Origin of the sequence: Streptomyces sp. NBC_01012 (assembly GCF_045162755.1) — a bacterium.
In the GTDB taxonomy this organism is placed as follows: Bacteria; Actinomycetota; Actinomycetes; order Streptomycetales; family Streptomycetaceae; genus Streptomyces.
The window spans coordinates 1,671,304-1,688,895 of the sequence record NZ_CP108688.1 but is presented as its reverse complement, the minus strand read 5'-3'; the positions used below and the strand labels follow the sequence as shown (position 1 = coordinate 1,688,895).

The 17,592-nt window shown below is 69.9% G+C and carries 14 protein-coding genes, 1 pseudogene and 1 riboswitch; of the genes and pseudogenes, 10 read left to right on the top strand and 5 right to left on the bottom strand.

Annotated elements, in window-relative coordinates; translation table 11 throughout:
- Positions 1–4: 4 nt before the first annotated feature.
- Positions 5–1,438, bottom strand: a complete 1,434-nt coding sequence (locus OG623_RS07310) for a hypothetical protein (protein ID WP_406145356.1) — start codon at positions 1,436–1,438, stop codon at positions 5–7.
- Between the two features lie 463 nt (positions 1,439–1,901).
- Between OG623_RS07310 and OG623_RS07305 the strand changes: the two are divergent.
- The 3 genes and pseudogenes from OG623_RS07305 to OG623_RS07295 form a co-directional block, all read left to right on the top strand.
- Positions 1,902–3,002, top strand: a pseudogene (locus tag OG623_RS07305) (polysaccharide lyase family 1 protein); the annotation flags it as partial.
- A 241-nt stretch (positions 3,003–3,243) separates the two neighbouring features.
- Complete coding sequence (locus tag OG623_RS07300; protein WP_406151715.1) at positions 3,244–4,719, top strand: aldehyde dehydrogenase family protein; 1,476 nt, start codon at positions 3,244–3,246, stop codon at positions 4,717–4,719.
- A 153-nt stretch (positions 4,720–4,872) separates the two neighbouring features.
- Positions 4,873–6,201, top strand: coding sequence for an enolase C-terminal domain-like protein (locus OG623_RS07295; protein ID WP_406145354.1), 1,329 nt, complete (start codon positions 4,873–4,875; stop codon positions 6,199–6,201).
- Between the two features lie 6 nt (positions 6,202–6,207).
- Here the strand turns inward: OG623_RS07295 and OG623_RS07290 are convergent, their stop codons facing one another.
- Positions 6,208–7,011: an ABC transporter ATP-binding protein gene (locus tag OG623_RS07290; RefSeq protein WP_406145353.1), complete on the bottom strand. Its 804-nt coding sequence runs from the start codon at positions 7,009–7,011 to the stop codon at positions 6,208–6,210.
- Positions 7,008–8,705: a 2-isopropylmalate synthase gene (gene leuA, locus OG623_RS07285; RefSeq protein WP_406145351.1), complete on the bottom strand. Its 1,698-nt coding sequence runs from the start codon at positions 8,703–8,705 to the stop codon at positions 7,008–7,010. The genes OG623_RS07290 and leuA overlap by 4 nt, the downstream gene beginning before the upstream one ends.
- Before the next feature lie 381 nt (positions 8,706–9,086).
- Between leuA and OG623_RS07280 the strand changes: the two genes are divergently transcribed.
- The 3 genes from OG623_RS07280 (at position 9,087) to OG623_RS07270 (ending at position 12,723) form a co-directional block, all read left to right on the top strand.
- Entirely contained in the window at positions 9,087–9,776 is a 690-nt protein-coding gene (locus tag OG623_RS07280; RefSeq protein WP_406145349.1) for a FadR/GntR family transcriptional regulator, read from the top strand.
- Positions 9,777–9,963: 187 nt separating this feature from the next.
- On the top strand, positions 9,964–12,237 hold the full coding sequence (locus OG623_RS07275) for a heavy metal translocating P-type ATPase (RefSeq protein ID WP_406145348.1): 2,274 nt from the start codon (positions 9,964–9,966) through the stop codon (positions 12,235–12,237).
- Between the two features lie 33 nt (positions 12,238–12,270).
- Positions 12,271–12,723 carry a flavodoxin family protein gene (locus OG623_RS07270; protein WP_406145346.1) on the top strand — a complete coding sequence of 151 codons (453 nt, stop codon included), beginning with the start codon at positions 12,271–12,273 and terminating at the stop codon, positions 12,721–12,723.
- A 40-nt stretch (positions 12,724–12,763) separates the two neighbouring features.
- Here the strand turns inward: OG623_RS07270 and OG623_RS07265 are convergent, their stop codons facing one another.
- A complete protein-coding gene (locus OG623_RS07265) occupies positions 12,764–13,159 on the bottom strand; it encodes a molybdopterin-binding protein (protein ID WP_406145344.1) in 396 nt (131 codons plus the stop codon).
- A 387-nt stretch (positions 13,160–13,546) separates the two neighbouring features.
- Here OG623_RS07265 and OG623_RS07260 point away from each other — a divergent pair, with 387 nt between their 5' ends.
- Genes OG623_RS07260 through OG623_RS07250 form a run of 3 tightly spaced genes read left to right on the top strand, consistent with a single transcriptional unit; the run spans position 13,547 to position 15,717 of the window.
- Positions 13,547–14,194 carry a TetR/AcrR family transcriptional regulator gene (locus OG623_RS07260; protein WP_406145343.1) on the top strand — a complete coding sequence of 216 codons (648 nt, stop codon included), beginning with the start codon at positions 13,547–13,549 and terminating at the stop codon, positions 14,192–14,194.
- Positions 14,195–14,243: 49 nt separating this feature from the next.
- A complete protein-coding gene (locus tag OG623_RS07255; protein ID WP_406145341.1) occupies positions 14,244–15,473 on the top strand; it encodes a cytochrome P450 in 1,230 nt (409 codons plus the stop codon).
- Positions 15,474–15,525: 52 nt separating this feature from the next.
- On the top strand, positions 15,526–15,717 hold the full coding sequence (locus OG623_RS07250; protein WP_406145339.1) for a ferredoxin: 192 nt from the start codon (positions 15,526–15,528) through the stop codon (positions 15,715–15,717).
- A gap of 150 nt (positions 15,718–15,867) precedes the next feature.
- Here the strand turns inward: OG623_RS07250 and OG623_RS07245 are convergent, their stop codons facing one another.
- On the bottom strand, positions 15,868–16,098 hold the full coding sequence (locus OG623_RS07245; protein WP_406145337.1) for a hypothetical protein: 231 nt from the start codon (positions 16,096–16,098) through the stop codon (positions 15,868–15,870).
- 356 nt (positions 16,099–16,454) lie between these two features.
- A riboswitch (cyclic di-AMP (ydaO/yuaA leader) is annotated at positions 16,455–16,640 on the top strand.
- Between the two features lie 4 nt (positions 16,641–16,644).
- Here OG623_RS07245 and OG623_RS07240 point away from each other — a divergent pair.
- Positions 16,645–17,502 (top strand): transglycosylase SLT domain-containing protein, encoded by an 858-nt coding sequence (locus tag OG623_RS07240; protein WP_406145336.1) that lies wholly within the window; start codon positions 16,645–16,647, stop codon positions 17,500–17,502.
- Positions 17,503–17,592: the final 90 nt, after the last annotated feature.

Below are 17,592 nucleotides of genomic sequence, written 5' to 3'. Positions count from 1 at the left end.
GAGGTCAGTGGCCGGCAGCGTGCCGGGGCCTGGTGCGGTGGGTGGCGGGCCGGGAAGGCGGTACGGGCGGCTCACGGCCTGGGCCGGGCCCGGTCAGCCCCGCCCTGAACAGGCCGTGTTCGACCCGCTGCCGGGCGGCTTCGAGCAGCGCGTCGCGCAGATCGCCGTCCCGGAGCCGCGCCCCGGCACCGAGCACGCTCTCGACCCTGGCCAGCGCACCCACCGAATCCCCGTGGGCCAGCTGTTCACGGACATCGGTGATCCAGTCCGGCCTGCGGTGCGTCGCGTCGATGGCCTGAAGGCAGGGGAGAGGTGTGCCGGTGAGCGCGGCGAGCAGTTCCTCCCGCCGGAGCTCGACGGGGTCGTGGTCGAGCGCCACCAACACCCCGTCCACCGGGGCGATCCGGTGCCGTGCGCCCCGGCAGTCGACGACGCGCGCCGCGGCAGGGGCTCCGACGTCCGCCCCGTGGACGACGGACATGGTCCGCGCTCCTGTGGGCACCAGGGCAGCGGCGACCAGAGGGTGCAGCCCGTCGGATGCGATCCAACCGCCACGCAGCAGCTCCAGATCGGGCAGCACCCAGGTGGCGGCATCGGGCAGCACGGGAAGTCCGGCACAGGCACCCGCGCGTACGACTTCGGCCGACAGCACCTCGGGGGAGCGGTCTGCGTCCACGGAAGCACCCGGGGACGTCCGCACGCGCAGGAGGAGACGGCGTCGGGCCCCCAGCCGCACCGCGACACGGCCCCCTTCGGCCTGCCCCCGCGCTCCCAGCAGCAGCGCCGCCTCGGCGGCCCACCGGTCGACCGCGTAAGGTCCCGAGTCCGGCAGGGAGGATGCCCACTGCGGTACGGAAGGTCCCGACGGTCCCGACGGTCCGGAAGGGCCATCAGGTCCGTCTGCCCCGGCGCGCACGCGGAGTTCGCCGCTGCGGCCGGCGTCCCAGAGATGGCGGTGCAGATCGAGACGGAAACGCCGGTCGGGTGTCCGGTAGCCGGGTGGCCATGCCTCACGCCCGTACCCGTCCCACAGCGCGAGGCTGATCCGCTGTCCGCCCTCCGCCCACGCGGGAGCCGTGCGCGCGACCAGACGCACAGGGCGGGTGCGCCCGGGCTCGTCGTACCGCACGAGCGTCACGGACGTGCCGGGCCGGAGAAAACCATCCGGTGCGGTCCTGGGCATGTGCCAACGCAGCAGGTCGGGCGCTAGCCGGCGGAGGTCCGCCCGGAGGCGGGAGGCCAAGCCCTTGCCGTACAGCCGTCCGACGGTACGGAGGTCGAGATCGACGTCGAATCCGGCGGCGGCACACGCGCCCGCCCAGTCGCCGGCGGTACGCCGGGCCGTCGCGGTCTCGATCATGAGGGGCGGCACGGCGATCTCGCGCACGCGCAGCCAGAAGGAAAGGCGGGAATCCTCGAACGCGGTTCCGATGAGCATCAGCACTCACCTTGCGCGGACGGGACCCCCAATCTGTCAACACATCGAAGAGTCATCGGCGGGAGCGTAGTCCGGACTCCGTACGGATGGCCACACCTTTTTCCGAACGGGGTCCTTCGACCCACCGTGTGCCCCAACTGCCTGTGGAAATACGGCGGTTGCCGTGAAGGCTCCGTCTGTCCCGAACGGGCCCAGTAGATGTCATGAACCTTGTCAACTTGCCGCCGGGCGCTCTAGGGTCACCGGCAGAAAGCGCTTTCCCCTCCTGGGTCCCGTCCGGTGGAGGCGTGTGTGGCGACGGCTGTCGCGACGCATGCGCCATGAGCCGCCACCGGTCCGGCGCAGGCGCAGCACCCGCACAACCGGCCGACGAGGGCTGTCCGGTGACGACCGGCAGTCTTCGGAGGTCCGCCGTTGCGACCGCGGCGACACCCAGCACGTGAAGACGAATGGGGACACGAACATGAGACGACCAGTCGCACTGCGACTCAACGCCGCGCTGGCCACTCTGGCCCTGGCGGCCGCGACCGGTGTGGTGCTGTCGATGCCCGAGGCGTCGGCCGCGACCGGCAGTGCCACCGGCTTCGCGACTCAGAACGGCGGGACCACCGGCGGGGCCGGCGGGGAGACGGTGCGGGCCTCCACAGGCACCGAGATTCACGAAGCCCTGTGCGGTCGCGCCGACAGCAGTACTCCGATCACCATCGAGGTCGAGGGCACCATCAACCACGGCAACACCTCGAAGGTGTCGGGCGACAGCTGCAACACCGCCGACAGCGTGATCGAGCTCAAGCAGATCAGCAACGTCACGCTCGTCGGTGTCGGCAGTGGCGCTGTCTTCGATCAACTGGGCATCCACGTCCGCGATTCCAGCAACATCATCATCCAGAACGTGACCGTCAAGAACGTCAAGAAGTCCGGCTCGCCCACGTCCAACGGCGGTGACGCCATCGGCATGGAGAGCAACGTCCGTAACGTCTGGGTCGACCACACCACCCTGGAGGCGTCGGGCGGTGAGTCGGAAGGGTTCGACGGACTCTTCGACCTGAAGAACAACACCCAGTACGTCACGCTGTCCTACAGCACCCTGCGCAACTCGGGCCGTGGTGGCCTCGTCGGGTCCAGTGAGTCCGACGTGTCGAACGGCTACATCAGCTACCACCACAACCTGTACGAGAACATCGACTCGCGCGCACCCCTGCTGCGCGGCGGCATCGCGCACATCTACAACAACCACTACGTCAACCTCACCAAGTCCGGCATCAACTCCCGGGCCGGCGCGCGTGCCAAGGTGGACAACAATTACTTCGAGGACTCCAAGGACGTCCTGGGCACGTTCTACACGGACGCGGCCGGGTACTGGCAGGTCAGCGGCAACACCTTCGACAACGTCACCTGGTCCACGCCCGGTAGTGACAACAACCCCGCCGGACCTGACCCGGAGTCCAACACCACCGTCAGCATCCCCTACTCCTACAGCCTCGACGACGCGAGCTGCGTGCCGAGCATCGTGGAGGAGACGGCCGGCGCCGACAAGGGCCTGAAGGTTTCGGACGGCAGCTGCTAGGACCTCTCGTCCGGATCATGCCGGGCTCACGCCCGCCCGGGAGCAGGGGCCGTCGCATCCGACGGCCCCTGCTCTCCGTGCACCCCGGGGCAGGGGCGGGTCGCCCGTCCCGGCCCCGGCGGGGACGATGGCTGTGTACGGGCCTGCGGTGGAACCGGCGGGCCGGAGCCGTCGCCCCCGCAGGGGCCGGCCGCCCGTCCCTCCACCGGCCGGCGCCGACTCGTGAGAGGAACCCATGATGACCAGCACAGACACCGCCTCCTCGGCGTCCGGGCCGATCTGGTCGAGGAAGATCTTCGACGGCTCGTGGCGCGTCGCGGGCGGCGGTACCGCCGAGGTGATCGCCCCCGCGACGGGTGAGGTCGTCGCGACCGTGGGCGCCGCCACGGCCGAGGACGTCGACACCTCGGTCGCCACGGCGAGGACGGCGCAGCGCGCCTGGGCGAAGCTCAGCTACGCCGAGCGGGCCCAGGTCTTCATCGACGCGTCCGCCCTGCTCACCAGGGACCCGGACCGCATCGTGCGGTGGCTCGTCCCGGAGGCCGGTTCCGGACAGGGCAAGGCGCGGTTCGAGGTCGGTCTGCTCGTCTCGGAGCTCAACGAGGCCGCCGCTCTGACCTCGGAGCCCTACGGCGAGCTGCTGCGGAGCTCCAAGCCCCGCCTCTCCGCCGTACGTCGCGTCCCGCTGGGCGTCGTGGGGGTCATCAGTCCGTTCAACTTCCCGGCCATCCTCGCCCTGCGTTCGGTGGCACCGGCGCTGGCAGCGGGCAACGCGGTGGTCCTCAAGCCCGATCCGCGCACCCCGGTGTCCGGCGGGCTCGCCCTTGCCGAGCTGCTGGCCGAGGCCGGGCTGCCCGCCGGGCTGCTGCATGTTCTGCCGGGCGGATCCGACGTGGGCGAGGCCCTGGTCGCCCATCCGGACGTGCCCTGCATCTCGTTCACCGGCTCCACCCCTGCGGGCCGCGCCATCGGTACGGCCGCCGCCCCTCTGCTGAAGAAGGTCCATCTGGAGCTGGGCGGCAACAACGCCCTCCTGGTCCTGCCGGACGCCGACCTGGACGCCGCGGCCTCGGCCGGTGCCTGGGGATCCTTCCTGCACCAGGGGCAGATCTGCATGACCGCCGGGCGGCATCTGGTGCACGCCTCCCAGGCCGCCGAGTACGCCGCGAAGCTCGCCGGCAAGGCCGACGCCCTTCCGGTCGGTGACCCCACCGACCCGGCCAATCCGCTCGGCCCGGTCATCGACGAGCGGCAGCGCGACAGGATCCACTCGATCGTCACGCGCACCGTCGAGCAGGGTGCCGAACTCGCCGCCGGCGGCACCTACGACGGTCTGTTCTACCGGCCCACCGTCCTGACCGGCGTCCCTCTGGATTCCCCGGCGTTCGCCGAAGAGGTGTTCGGCCCGGTCGCTCCTGTCGTCGCGTACGAGACCGTCGACGAGGCGATCGACCTCATCAACGCCTCCGAGTACGGACTGTCCGTGTCGATCCTGACGGGCAACGCCTTCGCCGCGTGGGAGCTCGCCGACCGGATCGACTCCGGTGCGGTGCACATCAACGACCAGACGGTGGACGACGAGGCGGTCGCCCCCTTCGGCGGCACCAAGGCATCCGGGACAGGGGGCCGCTTCGGGGGCAGGGCGAGTCTGGACACCTTCTCCGAGATGCAGTGGATCACCGCGCAGGCCGACATCGAGCGCTATCCGTTCTGAAGCGTCCGGCTGAACCGTCCGGCGTGGCCGCCGCCCCCTACCGTTCACAGGCCGGCCACGCATCGGCCGGGCGCACACCCATTGACCGGGTCGCGTTCACACGTCTAATCTCCGTTCTCATACATGTACATCATCTGCGTATGGAGATGAGACGTGAGTCAGCCCGCCATCACCCACTTCGCCGTCTATCCCGTCGCGGGCCGCGACTGCATGGAGCTCAACCTCTCCGGCGCCCACGGCCCCTTCTTCACCCGCAACATCGTCGTCCTCAAGGACTCCGAAGGCCGTACCGGGCTGGGGGAGGTGCCCGGAGGCGAGGCGATCACCCGGACACTGCGGGATGCCGAGCCGCTGGTCGTCGGGGCGAAGGTGGGCGATTACAAGCGCGTGCTGCGCGAGATCGGGAGCCGGTTCTCGGACCGCGACTCGGGCGGGCGCGGCGCCCAGACCTTCGACCTGCGGACCACCGTGCACGCGGTCACCGCCGTCGAGTCGGCCCTGCTCGACCTGCTGGGCCAGCACCTCGACGTACCGGTCGCGGCGCTGCTGGGCGACGGGCAGCAGCGGGACTCCGTGCGCGTGCTGGGCTATCTCTTCCACGTCGGCGATCCCGACCGCACCGACCTCGAGTACGTCCGCGAACCGGGCGCCGACGTCGAGTGGCACCGCATCCGGCACGAGGAGGCACTCACCCCCGATGCGATCGTCCGCCAGGCCGAGGCCGCCCACGACCTCTACGGCTTCCAGGACTTCAAGCTCAAGGGTGGGGTCCTGCCCGGTGCCGAGGAGGTCCGGGCCGTACGCGCGCTGAAGGACCGCTTTCCCGGGGCGCGGATCACCCTGGACCCGAACGGCGCCTGGTCCCTGCGCGAGGCGGTCGAGCTGTGCGCCCCGCTGGTGGACACCCTCGCGTACGCCGAAGACCCCTGCGGGGCCGAGGACGGCTACTCGGGGCGCGAGATCCTCGCCGAGTTCCGCCGCGCCACGGGTCTGCCGACCGCGACCAACATGATCGCCACCGACTGGCGCCAGCTGACCCACGCGCTGGCCCTCCAGTCGGTGTCCATACCGCTGGCCGACCCGCACTTCTGGACCATGCAGGGGTCCGTGCGCGTGGCCCAGCTGTGCGATGCGATGGGTCTGACCTGGGGCTGCCACTCCAACAACCACTTCGACATCTCACTGGCGATGATCACGCACTGCGGTGCCGCAGCCCCGGGCGCGTACAACGCCCTGGACACGCACTGGATCTGGCAGGAGGGCCTTGAGCGGCTCACCGTCGACCCGCCGCGCATCACCGACGGCGAGATCGCCGTGCCCGACGCCCCCGGCCTGGGCGTCGAGCTCGACATGGACCGCCTGCTCGCGGCCCATGAGCTCTACCGGAAGCGGGCGCTGGGGGCGCGGGACGACGCCGAGGCCATGCGGTACCTCGTGCCGGGCTGGACGTTCGACGCCAAGCGGCCCTGCCTGGTGCGGTAGGGCCCCTCAGCGGGGTCGGCGGCTCGTCCGCACGCTCCACCTGCCTTCGAAGCGGCTGAGGTGGACCGGGTGGTCGAAACACTTGCTGATCTGATCGCTGGTCAGCACCTCGTCGACGGGGCCCGCCGCCAGGCACCGACCGTCACGCAGCAGCATCGCGTGCGTCGTACCCGGCGGGAGCTCCTCCAGATGGTGCGTGACCAGGACCGAGGCGAGCTTCGGTGAGCTCTGCTGAAGTGTGTCGATCCGCTCGATCAGCTGCTCACGTCCTGCTACGTCCAGCCCTGTCGCCGGTTCGTCCAGGAGCAGCAGCTGTGGCCGGGGCATGAGTGCCCGCGCGATCAGGGCACGCCCCCGCTCACCCTGCGACAGGGTCGGCCAACGTGCCTCGCGACGCCCGGCCAGGCCGAGCAGACCGGTGAGGGTGTCGGCCAGCTCCACCTGTTCGGGCATGGGCCTCCAGCGCGGCAGGGGCTCGATGCTGTTGGTCAGGCCCGTCAGGACGACGTCCCGGACCTTCAGCGGCGAGCGCAGCGCGTGGCGCGGGTCGACATGGCCGACGTACGTACGCAGCTGACGCAGATCGACCCGGCCCAGCTGATGTCCGAGGACCTCCACCGTGCCGCGGGTGGGGTGCGCGAGCGCTCCGAGGAGGCTGAGCAGCGTGCTCTTGCCGGCGCCGTTCGAGCCGAGCAGCGCCCAGTGCTCGCCGGCTCGTACGGTCAGGGACACCTCGCTCAGGATGTGGCTTCCGTCGCGCACGAGGTCGACGTCGCGGACGCGCAGTACAGGGGGTGTTTCGGTCATCATCGGGGTTGTGCTCCTGCACGGTTGACGGCGGCCATGACGGCGTGGACGGAGGCGGCCAGGACCGAGGTGTCCCAGCCGGATCCCCAGCAAGTGACCCCGTCCGTACGGCACTGTGCGTAGGCGACGGCCGGGCTGCCGGGGCCGGTGGTGGTGGAGTGTTCGGCGTAGCTCAGGACATCGACCGTGACACCCGCCGAACGCAATGCGTCCGTCAGGGCGGACAGCGGGCCGTTTCCGGTGCCGCGGCAGGAGCGGACGTGCCCGGCGGCGCGCAGTTCGCAGGTGAACGCGTGCTCGCCGGGGCCGGTTTCCGAAGTGCTCCAGGACTCCAGTGTCAGGGGGCCGTCGTGGGCGGGGGCGAGGTAGGTGGCGCGGAAGAGGTCCCACAGCTCCTTGTGGGAGAGCTCGCGCCCGGTGTCGTCCGTGACGTGCTGCACCGTGCGCGGGAAGTCCGGGCGCATCGCCCGCGGCAGGTCGAGCCCGTGGTGCGTGCGGAGCAGATGGGCGATTCCTCCCTTGCCGGACTGGGAGTTGATGCGGATGACCTCCTCGTACGTACGGCCGACGTCACCCGGGTCGATCGGCAGGTACGGCACCTCCCAGGGGGCTTCCCCCGGGCTCGTCCCGGACTCGGCGGCCCGCTGCGCGTGGTGAGCCATGCCCTTGGCGATGGCGTCCTGGTGGGTGCCCGAGAACGCGGTGTGGACGAGCTCGCCCCCGTAGGGGTGCCGGGGGTGGACCGGGAGCCGGTTGCAGTGCTCCACGACGTCGCGGACCGTGTCGATGTCGGAGAAGTCGATCATCGGATCGATGCCCTGCGCGTACAGATTGAGGGCCAGCGTCACGAGGTCGACGTTACCCGTGCGCTCGCCGTTGCCGAACAGACAGCCCTCCACCCTCTGAGCGCCCGCCAGCACGGCGAGCTCGGCGCAGGCGACGCCGGTACCGCGATCGTTGTGGGGGTGCACGGAGAGGATCACGGAATCGCGGCGCGCCAGGTGGCGGTGCATGTACTCGATCTGGTCGGCGTACACGGTGGGGGTGGCGATCTCCACGGTCGCCGGCAGGTTGTGGATCACCGGGCGGTCCAAACTCGCCTCCCAGAGCTCGGTGAGACCGTCGCAGATCTCCAGGACGAAGTCCGGTTCGGTGAGGTTGAAGACCTCGGGCGAGAACTCGAACCGGATGTCCGCACCCGGTCGTTCCTCCGCCCGTCGCAACAGATGCGTCGCCGCCTTGTGGATCATCGTCCGCACCTCGGCGCGCGAGCGCCCCAGGACGACGTCCCGCCACACGGGTGCGGTGGCGGTGTAGAGGTGCACGAGAGTGCGGGGGAGGCCTGCCACGGAGTCGACGGTCCGGTCGATCAGGTCCTGACGCGCCGGGGTGAACACGGAGATCGTCACGTCGTCGGGCACCGCACCACTCTGTGCGAGGTGACGGACGAAGTCGAAGTTGGTCCGGCTGGCGGACGGATAACCGACCTCGATCTCCTTGAAGCCCATGGTGACCAGCAGATCGAACAGGCGGCGCTTGCGCTCGGTGTCCATGGGCTCGGCCAGCGCCTGATTGCCGTCCCGCAGGTCGACCGGCACCCACAGGGGGGCTCGTTCGAGCCGGCGCGAGGGCCAGGTGCGGCCCGTCAGGGGCAGTGCCACCCGGTCGTGGGCGGAGCGGTAGCGGTGGTGCGGCATCGCGCTCGGGCGCTGGGGGTTCCACGGCGGTGCGTCCGCAGGGAGGGCGCCGGACGGCGTGCGCAGAGTGGGAAACGCCGTGGGCCCGGAGGCGGCAGGAGAGCCCGGGGGCGCCGGGATATCTGAGGGCGCCGGGGTGTCTGTAGGCACAGGGGTGCCTGAGGGCGCCGGGGCGCTTGAGGAGAGACTCATCGCGAAGAAACGCTTTCGGTCGGCCGTGGAGCGACCGGCACAGCCCGGCACCCGCTGCGGGGGGCCGGTCGGTCGTGTCAGGCCCCGCAGCGGCGGACGAGGAGAAGGAGCTCGTTCAGCGGCATGCCGGGTACAGTAGCTTCAACAAACTCCTCAGACAACCTGAGGTGTGATCGGGAAGTGACTCATATGCCGCTGGGACCCCTGAGGCCATCGCCCCTGGTCGAGCAGGCCGCCGAGCATCTGCGCGAGCAGATCACCGGAGGCGCCTGGCCCGTGGGGACGAAACTCCCCGGCGAGACGACACTCGCCGCGGACCTCGGAGTCGGGCGTTCCACGGTCCGTGAAGCGCTGCGCGCACTCGCCGGGGCGGGGCTGGTGCAGGCGCGACAAGGGGCGGGTGTCTTCGTCATCGCAGCCGAGCCCGTGGAGGACTGGGCCACGCGGTTGCGCCGTGCGGCCGTCACCGACGTCTACGAGGTCCGGGTCGGCATCGAGGTCGAAGCCGCGCGACTGGCCGCGCGGCGGCGGACGGAGGGTGACCTCGTCGGTATCGCCAGGGCCCTGGCCGGACGCCGTGCCGCCGCGAGCGCCGGCGACACGGAGTTCGTCGACGCGGACATCGCCCTGCACGCCGCTGTAGTGGCGGCCGCACACAACCCTGTGCTCTCCGCGCTGTTCACCGATTTCGTCCCCACGTTGCGCAAGGGGCTGATCGACATGCTCGAACTGCTGAGCCTGCGCTCCGGGGATCCGAACCACGGTGACGAAGAGCATGCCGCGCTGGTGGACGCCGTCCTGCGGGGGGACGGCGAGGCAGCCGGCCGTGTGCTGCGCGAGGAACTGGAACAGACGCTGGCCCGCCTCGCCTCGCTGTAGCGCGGGACCCGGCGGGCCGTGACCGGGCGGGCGGCGACCGCTCGTACATACCCCCTGGGGGTATCTGCGATCACGCACCTCCGAAACTTGCCACTTATACGGGTGGGGGGTATACCTGGCCATAGGAAGAGATACCCTTGAGGGGTATACGGGCATACAAGGTCCTGTACGGACGAGGAGCGGGGAAATGACTCCAGCCACTCCCGGTGCCACCCGGGTCGAGCTCGCGATCGGCGGCATGACCTGCGCGTCGTGCGCGGCGCGGGTCGAGAAGAAGCTCAACCGTATGGATGGCGTGGAGGCCACGGTCAACTACGCGACGGAGAAGGCCAGGGTCGACTTCGCCGAGGACATCTCCGTCGACGATCTGATCGCCACGGTCGAGGCCACGGGCTACACCGCCCGGCCGCCCGCGCCGCCCCGGCCCGAGCCCGGCACCACCGGCGCACCCACCGGCGACCACGGTGAGGACGAGCGCGCCGACGAAGAGCTGCGGCCCTTGCGTCAGCGGCTCGTGACCGCTGTCCTGCTCGCCGCGCCGGTCATCGCGATGGCGATGATCCCGGCCCTTCAGTTCGAGTACTGGCAGTGGCTCTCCCTCACGCTGGCCGCCCCCGTCGTCACGTACGCGGCCTGGCCCTTCCACCGCGCCGCCTGGACCAATGCCCGGCACGGCGCGGCCACCATGGACACGCTGATCTCGGTCGGCACATCGGCCGCGTTCCTGTGGTCACTGTGGGCGCTCTTCTTCGGAACGGCGGGGATGCCGGGCATGACGCATCCCTTCGAATTCACGATCTCCCGCAGCGACGGAGCGGGGAACATCTATCTGGAGGCCGCCGCCGGTGTCACGGCCTTCATCCTGGCCGGCCGGTATTTCGAGGCCCGCTCGAAGCGCAGGGCGGGCGCGGCCCTCAGGGCGCTCATGGAGCTCGGCGCCAAGGAAGTCACCGTGCTGCGTGACGGCCGCGAGATCACCCTGCCGACCGCCGGTCTGAACGTGGGGGACCGCTTCCTGGTCCGCCCCGGCGAGAAGATCGCCACGGACGGGACAGTGGTCGAGGGCTCCTCGGCGGTCGACGTCTCGATGCTCACCGGTGAGTCGGTGCCCGTCGAGGTCTCCGCCGGGGACTCCGTCACCGGGGCGACCCTCAACGCGGGCGGCCGTCTGGTCGTCGAGGCCACCAGGGTCGGCGCCGACACCCAGCTGGCCCGGATGGCCAGGCTCGTCGAGGAGGCCCAGAACGGCAAGGCCGCCGCACAGCGCCTGGCCGACAGGATCTCGGCGGTGTTCGTGCCGGTCGTCATCGGGCTTTCGCTCGCGACGCTCGGCTTCTGGCTCGGTTCGGGCGCCGGACTCACGACGGCCTTCACCGCGGCCGTCGCCGTACTGATCATCGCCTGCCCCTGCGCCCTGGGCCTCGCCACGCCCACCGCGCTGATGGTCGGCACCGGACGAGGTGCCCAGCTCGGCATCCTGATCAAGGGGCCGGAGGTCCTGGAGACCACCCGCCGCGTCGACACGATCCTCCTCGACAAGACCGGCACCGTCACCACAGGCCGTATGGCGCTGCTGAAGGTCCACGCCGCAGGGGCCACGGATGAGGCCGAGGTGCTGCGCCTCGCCGGCGCACTGGAGCACTCCTCCGAACATCCGATCGCCCGGGCCGTGGCCGAAGGCGCCGCCGCGAAGGTCGGCGCGCTGCCTGCCCCCGAGGACTTCGTCAACGTTCCGGGGCTCGGTGTCCAGGGCGTCGTCGAGGGCCACGCGGTCCTCGTCGGCCGCGAGAAGCTGCTGGGCGAGTGGTCCATCGAGCTTCCCGAAGAGCTCAGGTACGCCAAGGAGTCGGCCGAGGAGGAGGGGCGGACCGTGATCGCGGTGGCCTGGGACGGCGAGGCGCGCGCGGTCCTGGAGGTCGCCGACGCGGTCAAGGAGACCAGCGAGGAAGCGGTCCGGCGGCTGCGCGCCCTCGGGCTGACCCCCGTCCTGCTGACCGGCGACAACAAGGCGGTCGCCGCGTCTGTCGCGTCCGAGGTCGGTATCGAAGAGGTCATCGCCGAGGTCATGCCTCAGGACAAGGTCGAGGCCGTACGGAAGCTCCAGGCGGAAGGGCGCAGCGTCGCCATGGTCGGCGACGGGGTCAACGACGCCGCGGCGCTCGCCCAGGCCGACCTGGGTCTGTCCATGGGGACGGGCACGGATGCCGCCATCGAGGCCGGTGACCTGACACTCGTACGCGGTGACCTGCGGGTGGCCGCCGACGCGATCCGGCTCTCCCGCAGGACGCTTGGCACGATCCGCTCGAATCTGTTCTGGGCCTTCGCCTACAACGTGGCGGCCATCCCGCTCGCCGCGGCCGGTCTGCTCAGCCCCATGATCGCCGGAGCGGCCATGGCCTTCTCCTCGGTCTTCGTCGTCGGCAACAGCCTCCGGCTGCGGGGTTTCCGCGCCGCCGACTGAGGCGGGGACGGTGAGCGGGTAGGTTCGGAAGATGTGGCCACCTTGCTGATCGTCCATCACACCCCCTCGCCCAACTGTCAGGCCCTGCTCGAAGCAGTGGTCTCCGGCGCGACGACGGAGGGCATCGAAGGTGTCCGGGTCGTGCGGCGGGCGGCGCTCTCCGCCACGGCGTCCGATGTGCTGGAGGCCGACGGCTATCTGCTCGGCACACCGGCGAACCTCGGGTACATGTCCGGCGCTCTGAAGCACTTCTTCGACCAGGTCTACTACCCGTGCCTGGACGAGACGTCGGGCCGTTCCTTCGGTTACTACGTGCACGGCGGCAGTGATGTCACCGGCGCCGTACGGGGCATCGAGACGATCACGACGGGCCTCGGTTGGCGCCGCGCGGCCGACGCCGTGACCGTCACCGGGGAGCCGGGCAAGGCCGACACCGAGGCGTGCTGGGAACTGGGGGCCGCCGTCGCCGCCGGGCTGATGGACTGACGGGTGTGTGTGGGCCGGCCGGCGAGCGGCGGGCGCCGCGTCAGGTGCGGTCGATGTGTACGTTGGTCGACTTCACGCGGGCGGTGGCCTGCATGCCGACCTCGAGTCCCAGCTCCTCCACGGCCTCCCGGGTCAGCAGCGAGACGAGCCGGTGCGGGCCGGCCTGGATCTCGACCTGGGCGGCCACATCACCCAGCTTCACCGCGGTGACGATGCCGGGGAAGGCGTTGCGCGCCGAGGTGTAGGGGGCCGGTTCCTCGCCCGGTCCTGTCTGGGCGACCTCGGTGGAGAACGCGGCCAGATCGCCGCCGTCGATGAGGCGGCGCCCGCTCTCGTCGCGATGGGTCCTGACCCGCCCGGCATCGGCCCAGCGACGGGCGGTGTCCGGGCTCACGCCGAGAAGACGCGCCGCCTGCCCGATGGTGTAGGTCTGCATGTGCCGCATGATAGACATTAATCTCTTGCATTTGCAAGGTTTATTGTCCATTTTCCTTGCAGGTACTGCCTGCTGGTCAACTCTTCCGAATGCGCCGGGTGCGGCTGTCCGCCTCGGTGCCTTTGCGCCAATTCCAGGTAGACGCCGGAGTCGTACCGCCCGGCTCCCGGCCGCATCGGGCCGTGCCGGACGGCTGGGAGCGGAGGTGGATCTTCCGCCGTCCGCACTCCGATCGTGGCAGGTGGGACGGGGTCCGCGGTGGCTCGGAGGGCCTCCTGCGGTGGCCCTGCACCCATCTCGGCCATCTTTAAATCAGTCGCTTGACCGACTCGCCGGTGCTGGATTCTCCTGGACGCTCCGGGACGCCCTCGACCGAGGAGATGTCGGATGGAACGGATGGTGCGGACCGAACAGGTCGGCGGGACCAGGGAACTGATCCTGAACGCGGCGGAACGACTGTTCGCCGAGCGAGGCGTCTACGCGGTGTCCAACCGCCGGGTCAGCGAGGCCGCACAACAGGGCAACAACGCGGCGGTCGGTTATCACTTCGGCACGAAGGCCGACCTGGTGCGCGCCATCGCCCGCAAGCACAGCCGGCAGATCGAGGAGGCCCGCGCCCGTCTCCTGGCCGGAGTCGAAGACCCCACAAACATAGGGGAGTGGGTGGGCTGCCTGGTGCGGCCCACCACCGAACACCTGGCCGGACTCGGCAGCCCCACCTGGTTCGCGCGGTTCTGCGCCCAGGCCATGACCGATCCGGCGCTGCGGGACATCATGGCCGAGGAGTCGCTGGCCTGTCCGCCCACGCTGCAGGTGCTCGAAGGGCTGAACCGCTGCCTGCCCGACTTGCCTGCCGACGTCCACGTGGAGCGCGCCGTCATGTCGCGCAACCTGATCATCCACACCTGTGCGGAGCGTGAACGCGCACTCGCCGACAACTCCTCGACCCCTCGCGCGAACTGGCATGACACCGCCACCGGTCTGATAGACGCCGTCGTCGGGCTCTGGACGGCACCCGTCACGGCCTGCCGCTGACGCCGCCCCGCCTGGCTCGTCCCCCACCGCACGACGAAGTGAGGAACCGATGACCACCACCAGTACCGCACACACGGACGGTGCGCCCGTGCCCTCTGCTGTGGAATTCCCGATGGACAGGGCGGCGGGCTGCCCCTTCGACCCGCCGCCCGGCCTGAAGGCCGAGCAGGAACAGGGGCCGCTCAGGAAGGCCCGCCTGTGGGACGGGAGCACACCATGGCTGGTGACGCGTTACGCGGATCAGCGCACCCTCCTCTCCGACCCGAGGGTCAGCGCCGACATCACCCGGCCCGGTTATCCCGCTCAGGCGCCGCTCAGAGGGGTCGGCTTCAGCTTCATCCTGATGGATGATCCCGAACACGCGCGGCAGCGGCGGATGGTGACAGCTCCGTTCACGATCAAGCGGGTCGAGGCGATGCGCCCCGCGGTCCAGAAGATCGTGGACGGGCTGATCGACACCATGCTGTCCGGGCCGCCGAGGGCCGATCTCGTCCAGGCGTTCGCCCTCCCGGTTCCCTCGCTCGTCATCTGTGAACTGCTCGGAGTGCCCTACGCCGACCATGACTTCTTCCAGGAGAACAGCGGCACCCTCATCCGGCGCACAGCGGATCCCGAGGTGCGGGCCGCGGCCCACGGCAATCTGATCGGTTATCTGGACGAGCTGATGGGGCACAAGATCGCCCGTCCCGCGGACGACCTCCTGTCAGGGCTCGGCACCCGGGTGGGGGCCGAGGAGCTGTCCCGCCGGGAAGCGGCGGAGATGGGCGTACTCCTGCTGCTCGCCGGTCACGAGACCACCGCGAACATGATCGCCCTGGGCACCCTCGCGCTGCTCGAACACCCCGACCAGCTCGCCCTGCTGCGCGAGACCGAGGACCCCAAGGTGGTCGCCGGCGCCGTCGAGGAGCTGTTGCGCTATCTCAACATCACTCACACCGGGCGTCGCCGCGTTGCTCTGGAGGACATCGAGATCGCCGGCGAGGTCATCCGGGCGGGTGAGGGGATCATCGTGCCGAACGACATCGGCAACCGTGACCCCGAGGTCTTCGCCGATCCTGACCGTCTGGACCTCACGCGCGACGCACGGCGTCATGTGGCCTTCGGCTTCGGCGTCCATCAGTGCGTCGGCCAGCCGCTGGCCCGGCTGGAGCTCCAGGTCGTCTACAGCACCCTGTACCGCCGTATCCCCACCCTGCGCCTGGACGCCCGCATCGAGGACCTCCCCTTCAAGCACGACGGGTCGGTCTACGGCGTCCACGAACTGCCCGTGGCGTGGTGATCCCTGGCCGCCGCACCCGACGCACAACGACACCGACGACGAAGGAGTGCTCATGAAAGTGACCCTCGACCAGGACAAGTGCGTGGCATCCGGGCAGTGCGTGGTCGCCGCCGATGACGTGTTCGACCAGGACGACGACGGCATCGCCGTCCTGCTGGACCCCGCACCGGCCCCGGCCCGGGCCGACGACGTCCAGCAGGCCGCGGCCGTCTGCCCGGCGCTGGCCATCCGGATCGAGGGCTGACACCGGGCGCACAACAGAAGCGGTCCGGCGCGTTGTCGCGCCGGACCGCTTTTCGTCGTGGCTGCTTCGTGCGGCGGCCGCCCTTCGGGGCGGCCGGCTTCCCGTGGCGGCCGACGGCGCGTATGCCCCGGCCGCCGCTGCCTCCTCCTCTCAGTGCGGCTTCCAGCTGAGCTTGCCTCCGCCCACCCACCGGACGGTCGCGGGGTCGTCGAGGTCATCGACCGTGATGCCGGCCGCGGCGGCTGCGATGAGCACGTCCGTCATGGCCGTGGCGCTTCCGACCACCTCGCCGTCGATCTCCACGACCCGGAAGGGCGGATCCCCGGGCTGAACGGGCAGGACGGTGATCCGAGGGGCCGAGGGGTGAGGGCTTTGCGTCATAGGCGGATCGGTTCCACGCGAACGCTCTCGGTATGCCCGAAGGCGTCATTCATGAGTCGTATGCCCGTTTTGAGCCGCTTTTTGGAATTGATCCCGTAATCCATAAAAGGCCATTTCGTGTGACCTGAGGCCTTCGCTCGGGCGCAAATCGCCCGAATCGGACTCAGTGACCAGGGTCACCTTATGTGCCCCGGACGCAGGAGCGCGGCGGTCGGTTCCCTTCTGTGCCAAGAGGAATGGGCGGCGCTGTGTGGGGTGGATTACATGAATTCCCGAGAATCGATCTTGCGAATGAATTGTGATCACCGCACCAGGCTTGTTCCTTTCCCTATTTCTCGCCTACGGTCGCCATCACTCCGGGCGGAACGCCGAATCCTGCCGCCGTCCGGTTACCCGACCACTTCTCGTACGGCAGGAGCGGGGGACCCAAGTAAGCGCCGATCCGGTTTCCGGAGCGGCTCGGGGTGAAGTCGCATTCGTATGCGGCCGGGCATCTCCAGCCCGAACCCGACAGCTCACTTCGTAGGCGACGGAGAGGAATTCAGCATGCCCGAAATCGCTAAGCACCGTCGTTCCAGGACCAGTTCGCTCACCCGCGGCATCATCGCCGTGAGCACGGGCGGAGCCGCTCTGGCCCTCCCCGTGATCGGTGCGACCGGCGCCTTCGCCGCCCCGGCACAGCCGACCGCCGTGGAAAAGGCGGCGACGTCGACTGCCGTGAACGGCAAGGGAATTGCAGCGAAGAAGTCCGAGTCCGCCACGTATTCCGTGATCTTGGGTGACACCCTTGCGAAGATCGCCCGCGAGCATTCCGTGAGCGGTGGCTGGAAGGCGCTGTACGAGGAGAACCAGAAGGCTGTCGGCGGAAACCCCGACCTGATTCACCCCGGTCTGAAGCTGACCATTGGTGCCAAGGCCGAGAACAAGTCATCCGACAAGGCGGACAAGGCCCCCAAGGCCGAATCCAAGGCCTCTGCTTCGTCCGACCGTGCCGAGCAGAGCGCTGACCGCGCCGACCGCTCGGAGCGTACGAGCACCAACCTCGCCGCGGAGGGCACGCCCGCCGCCGAGCCGGTCTCGTACACCGACGACCTCGACGGCTGGATCAAGGAGTCGCTCGCCGTCATGGCCGAGCACGGCATCCCCGGCAGCTACGAGGGCATCCACCGCAACATCATCCGCGAGTCGGCGGGCAACCCCCAGGCCATCAACAACTGGGACTCGAACGCCGCTGCGGGCATCCCGTCCAAGGGCCTGCTGCAGGTCATCGACCCGACCTTCCAGGCGTACCACGTGGACGGTACGTCGATGGACAGCTACGACCCGGTCGCCAACATCACGGCCGCGTGCAACTACGCAGCGGACAGGTACGGCTCGATCGACAACGTCTTCGGGGCCTACTGAGTCCTGCTGAGGCGGGACCGCTGGCGCACGGGTGTGTGACAGAGGGACAGAAGTGACGGGTGGTGCGGGTTCGGCGGAGCCCGCACCACC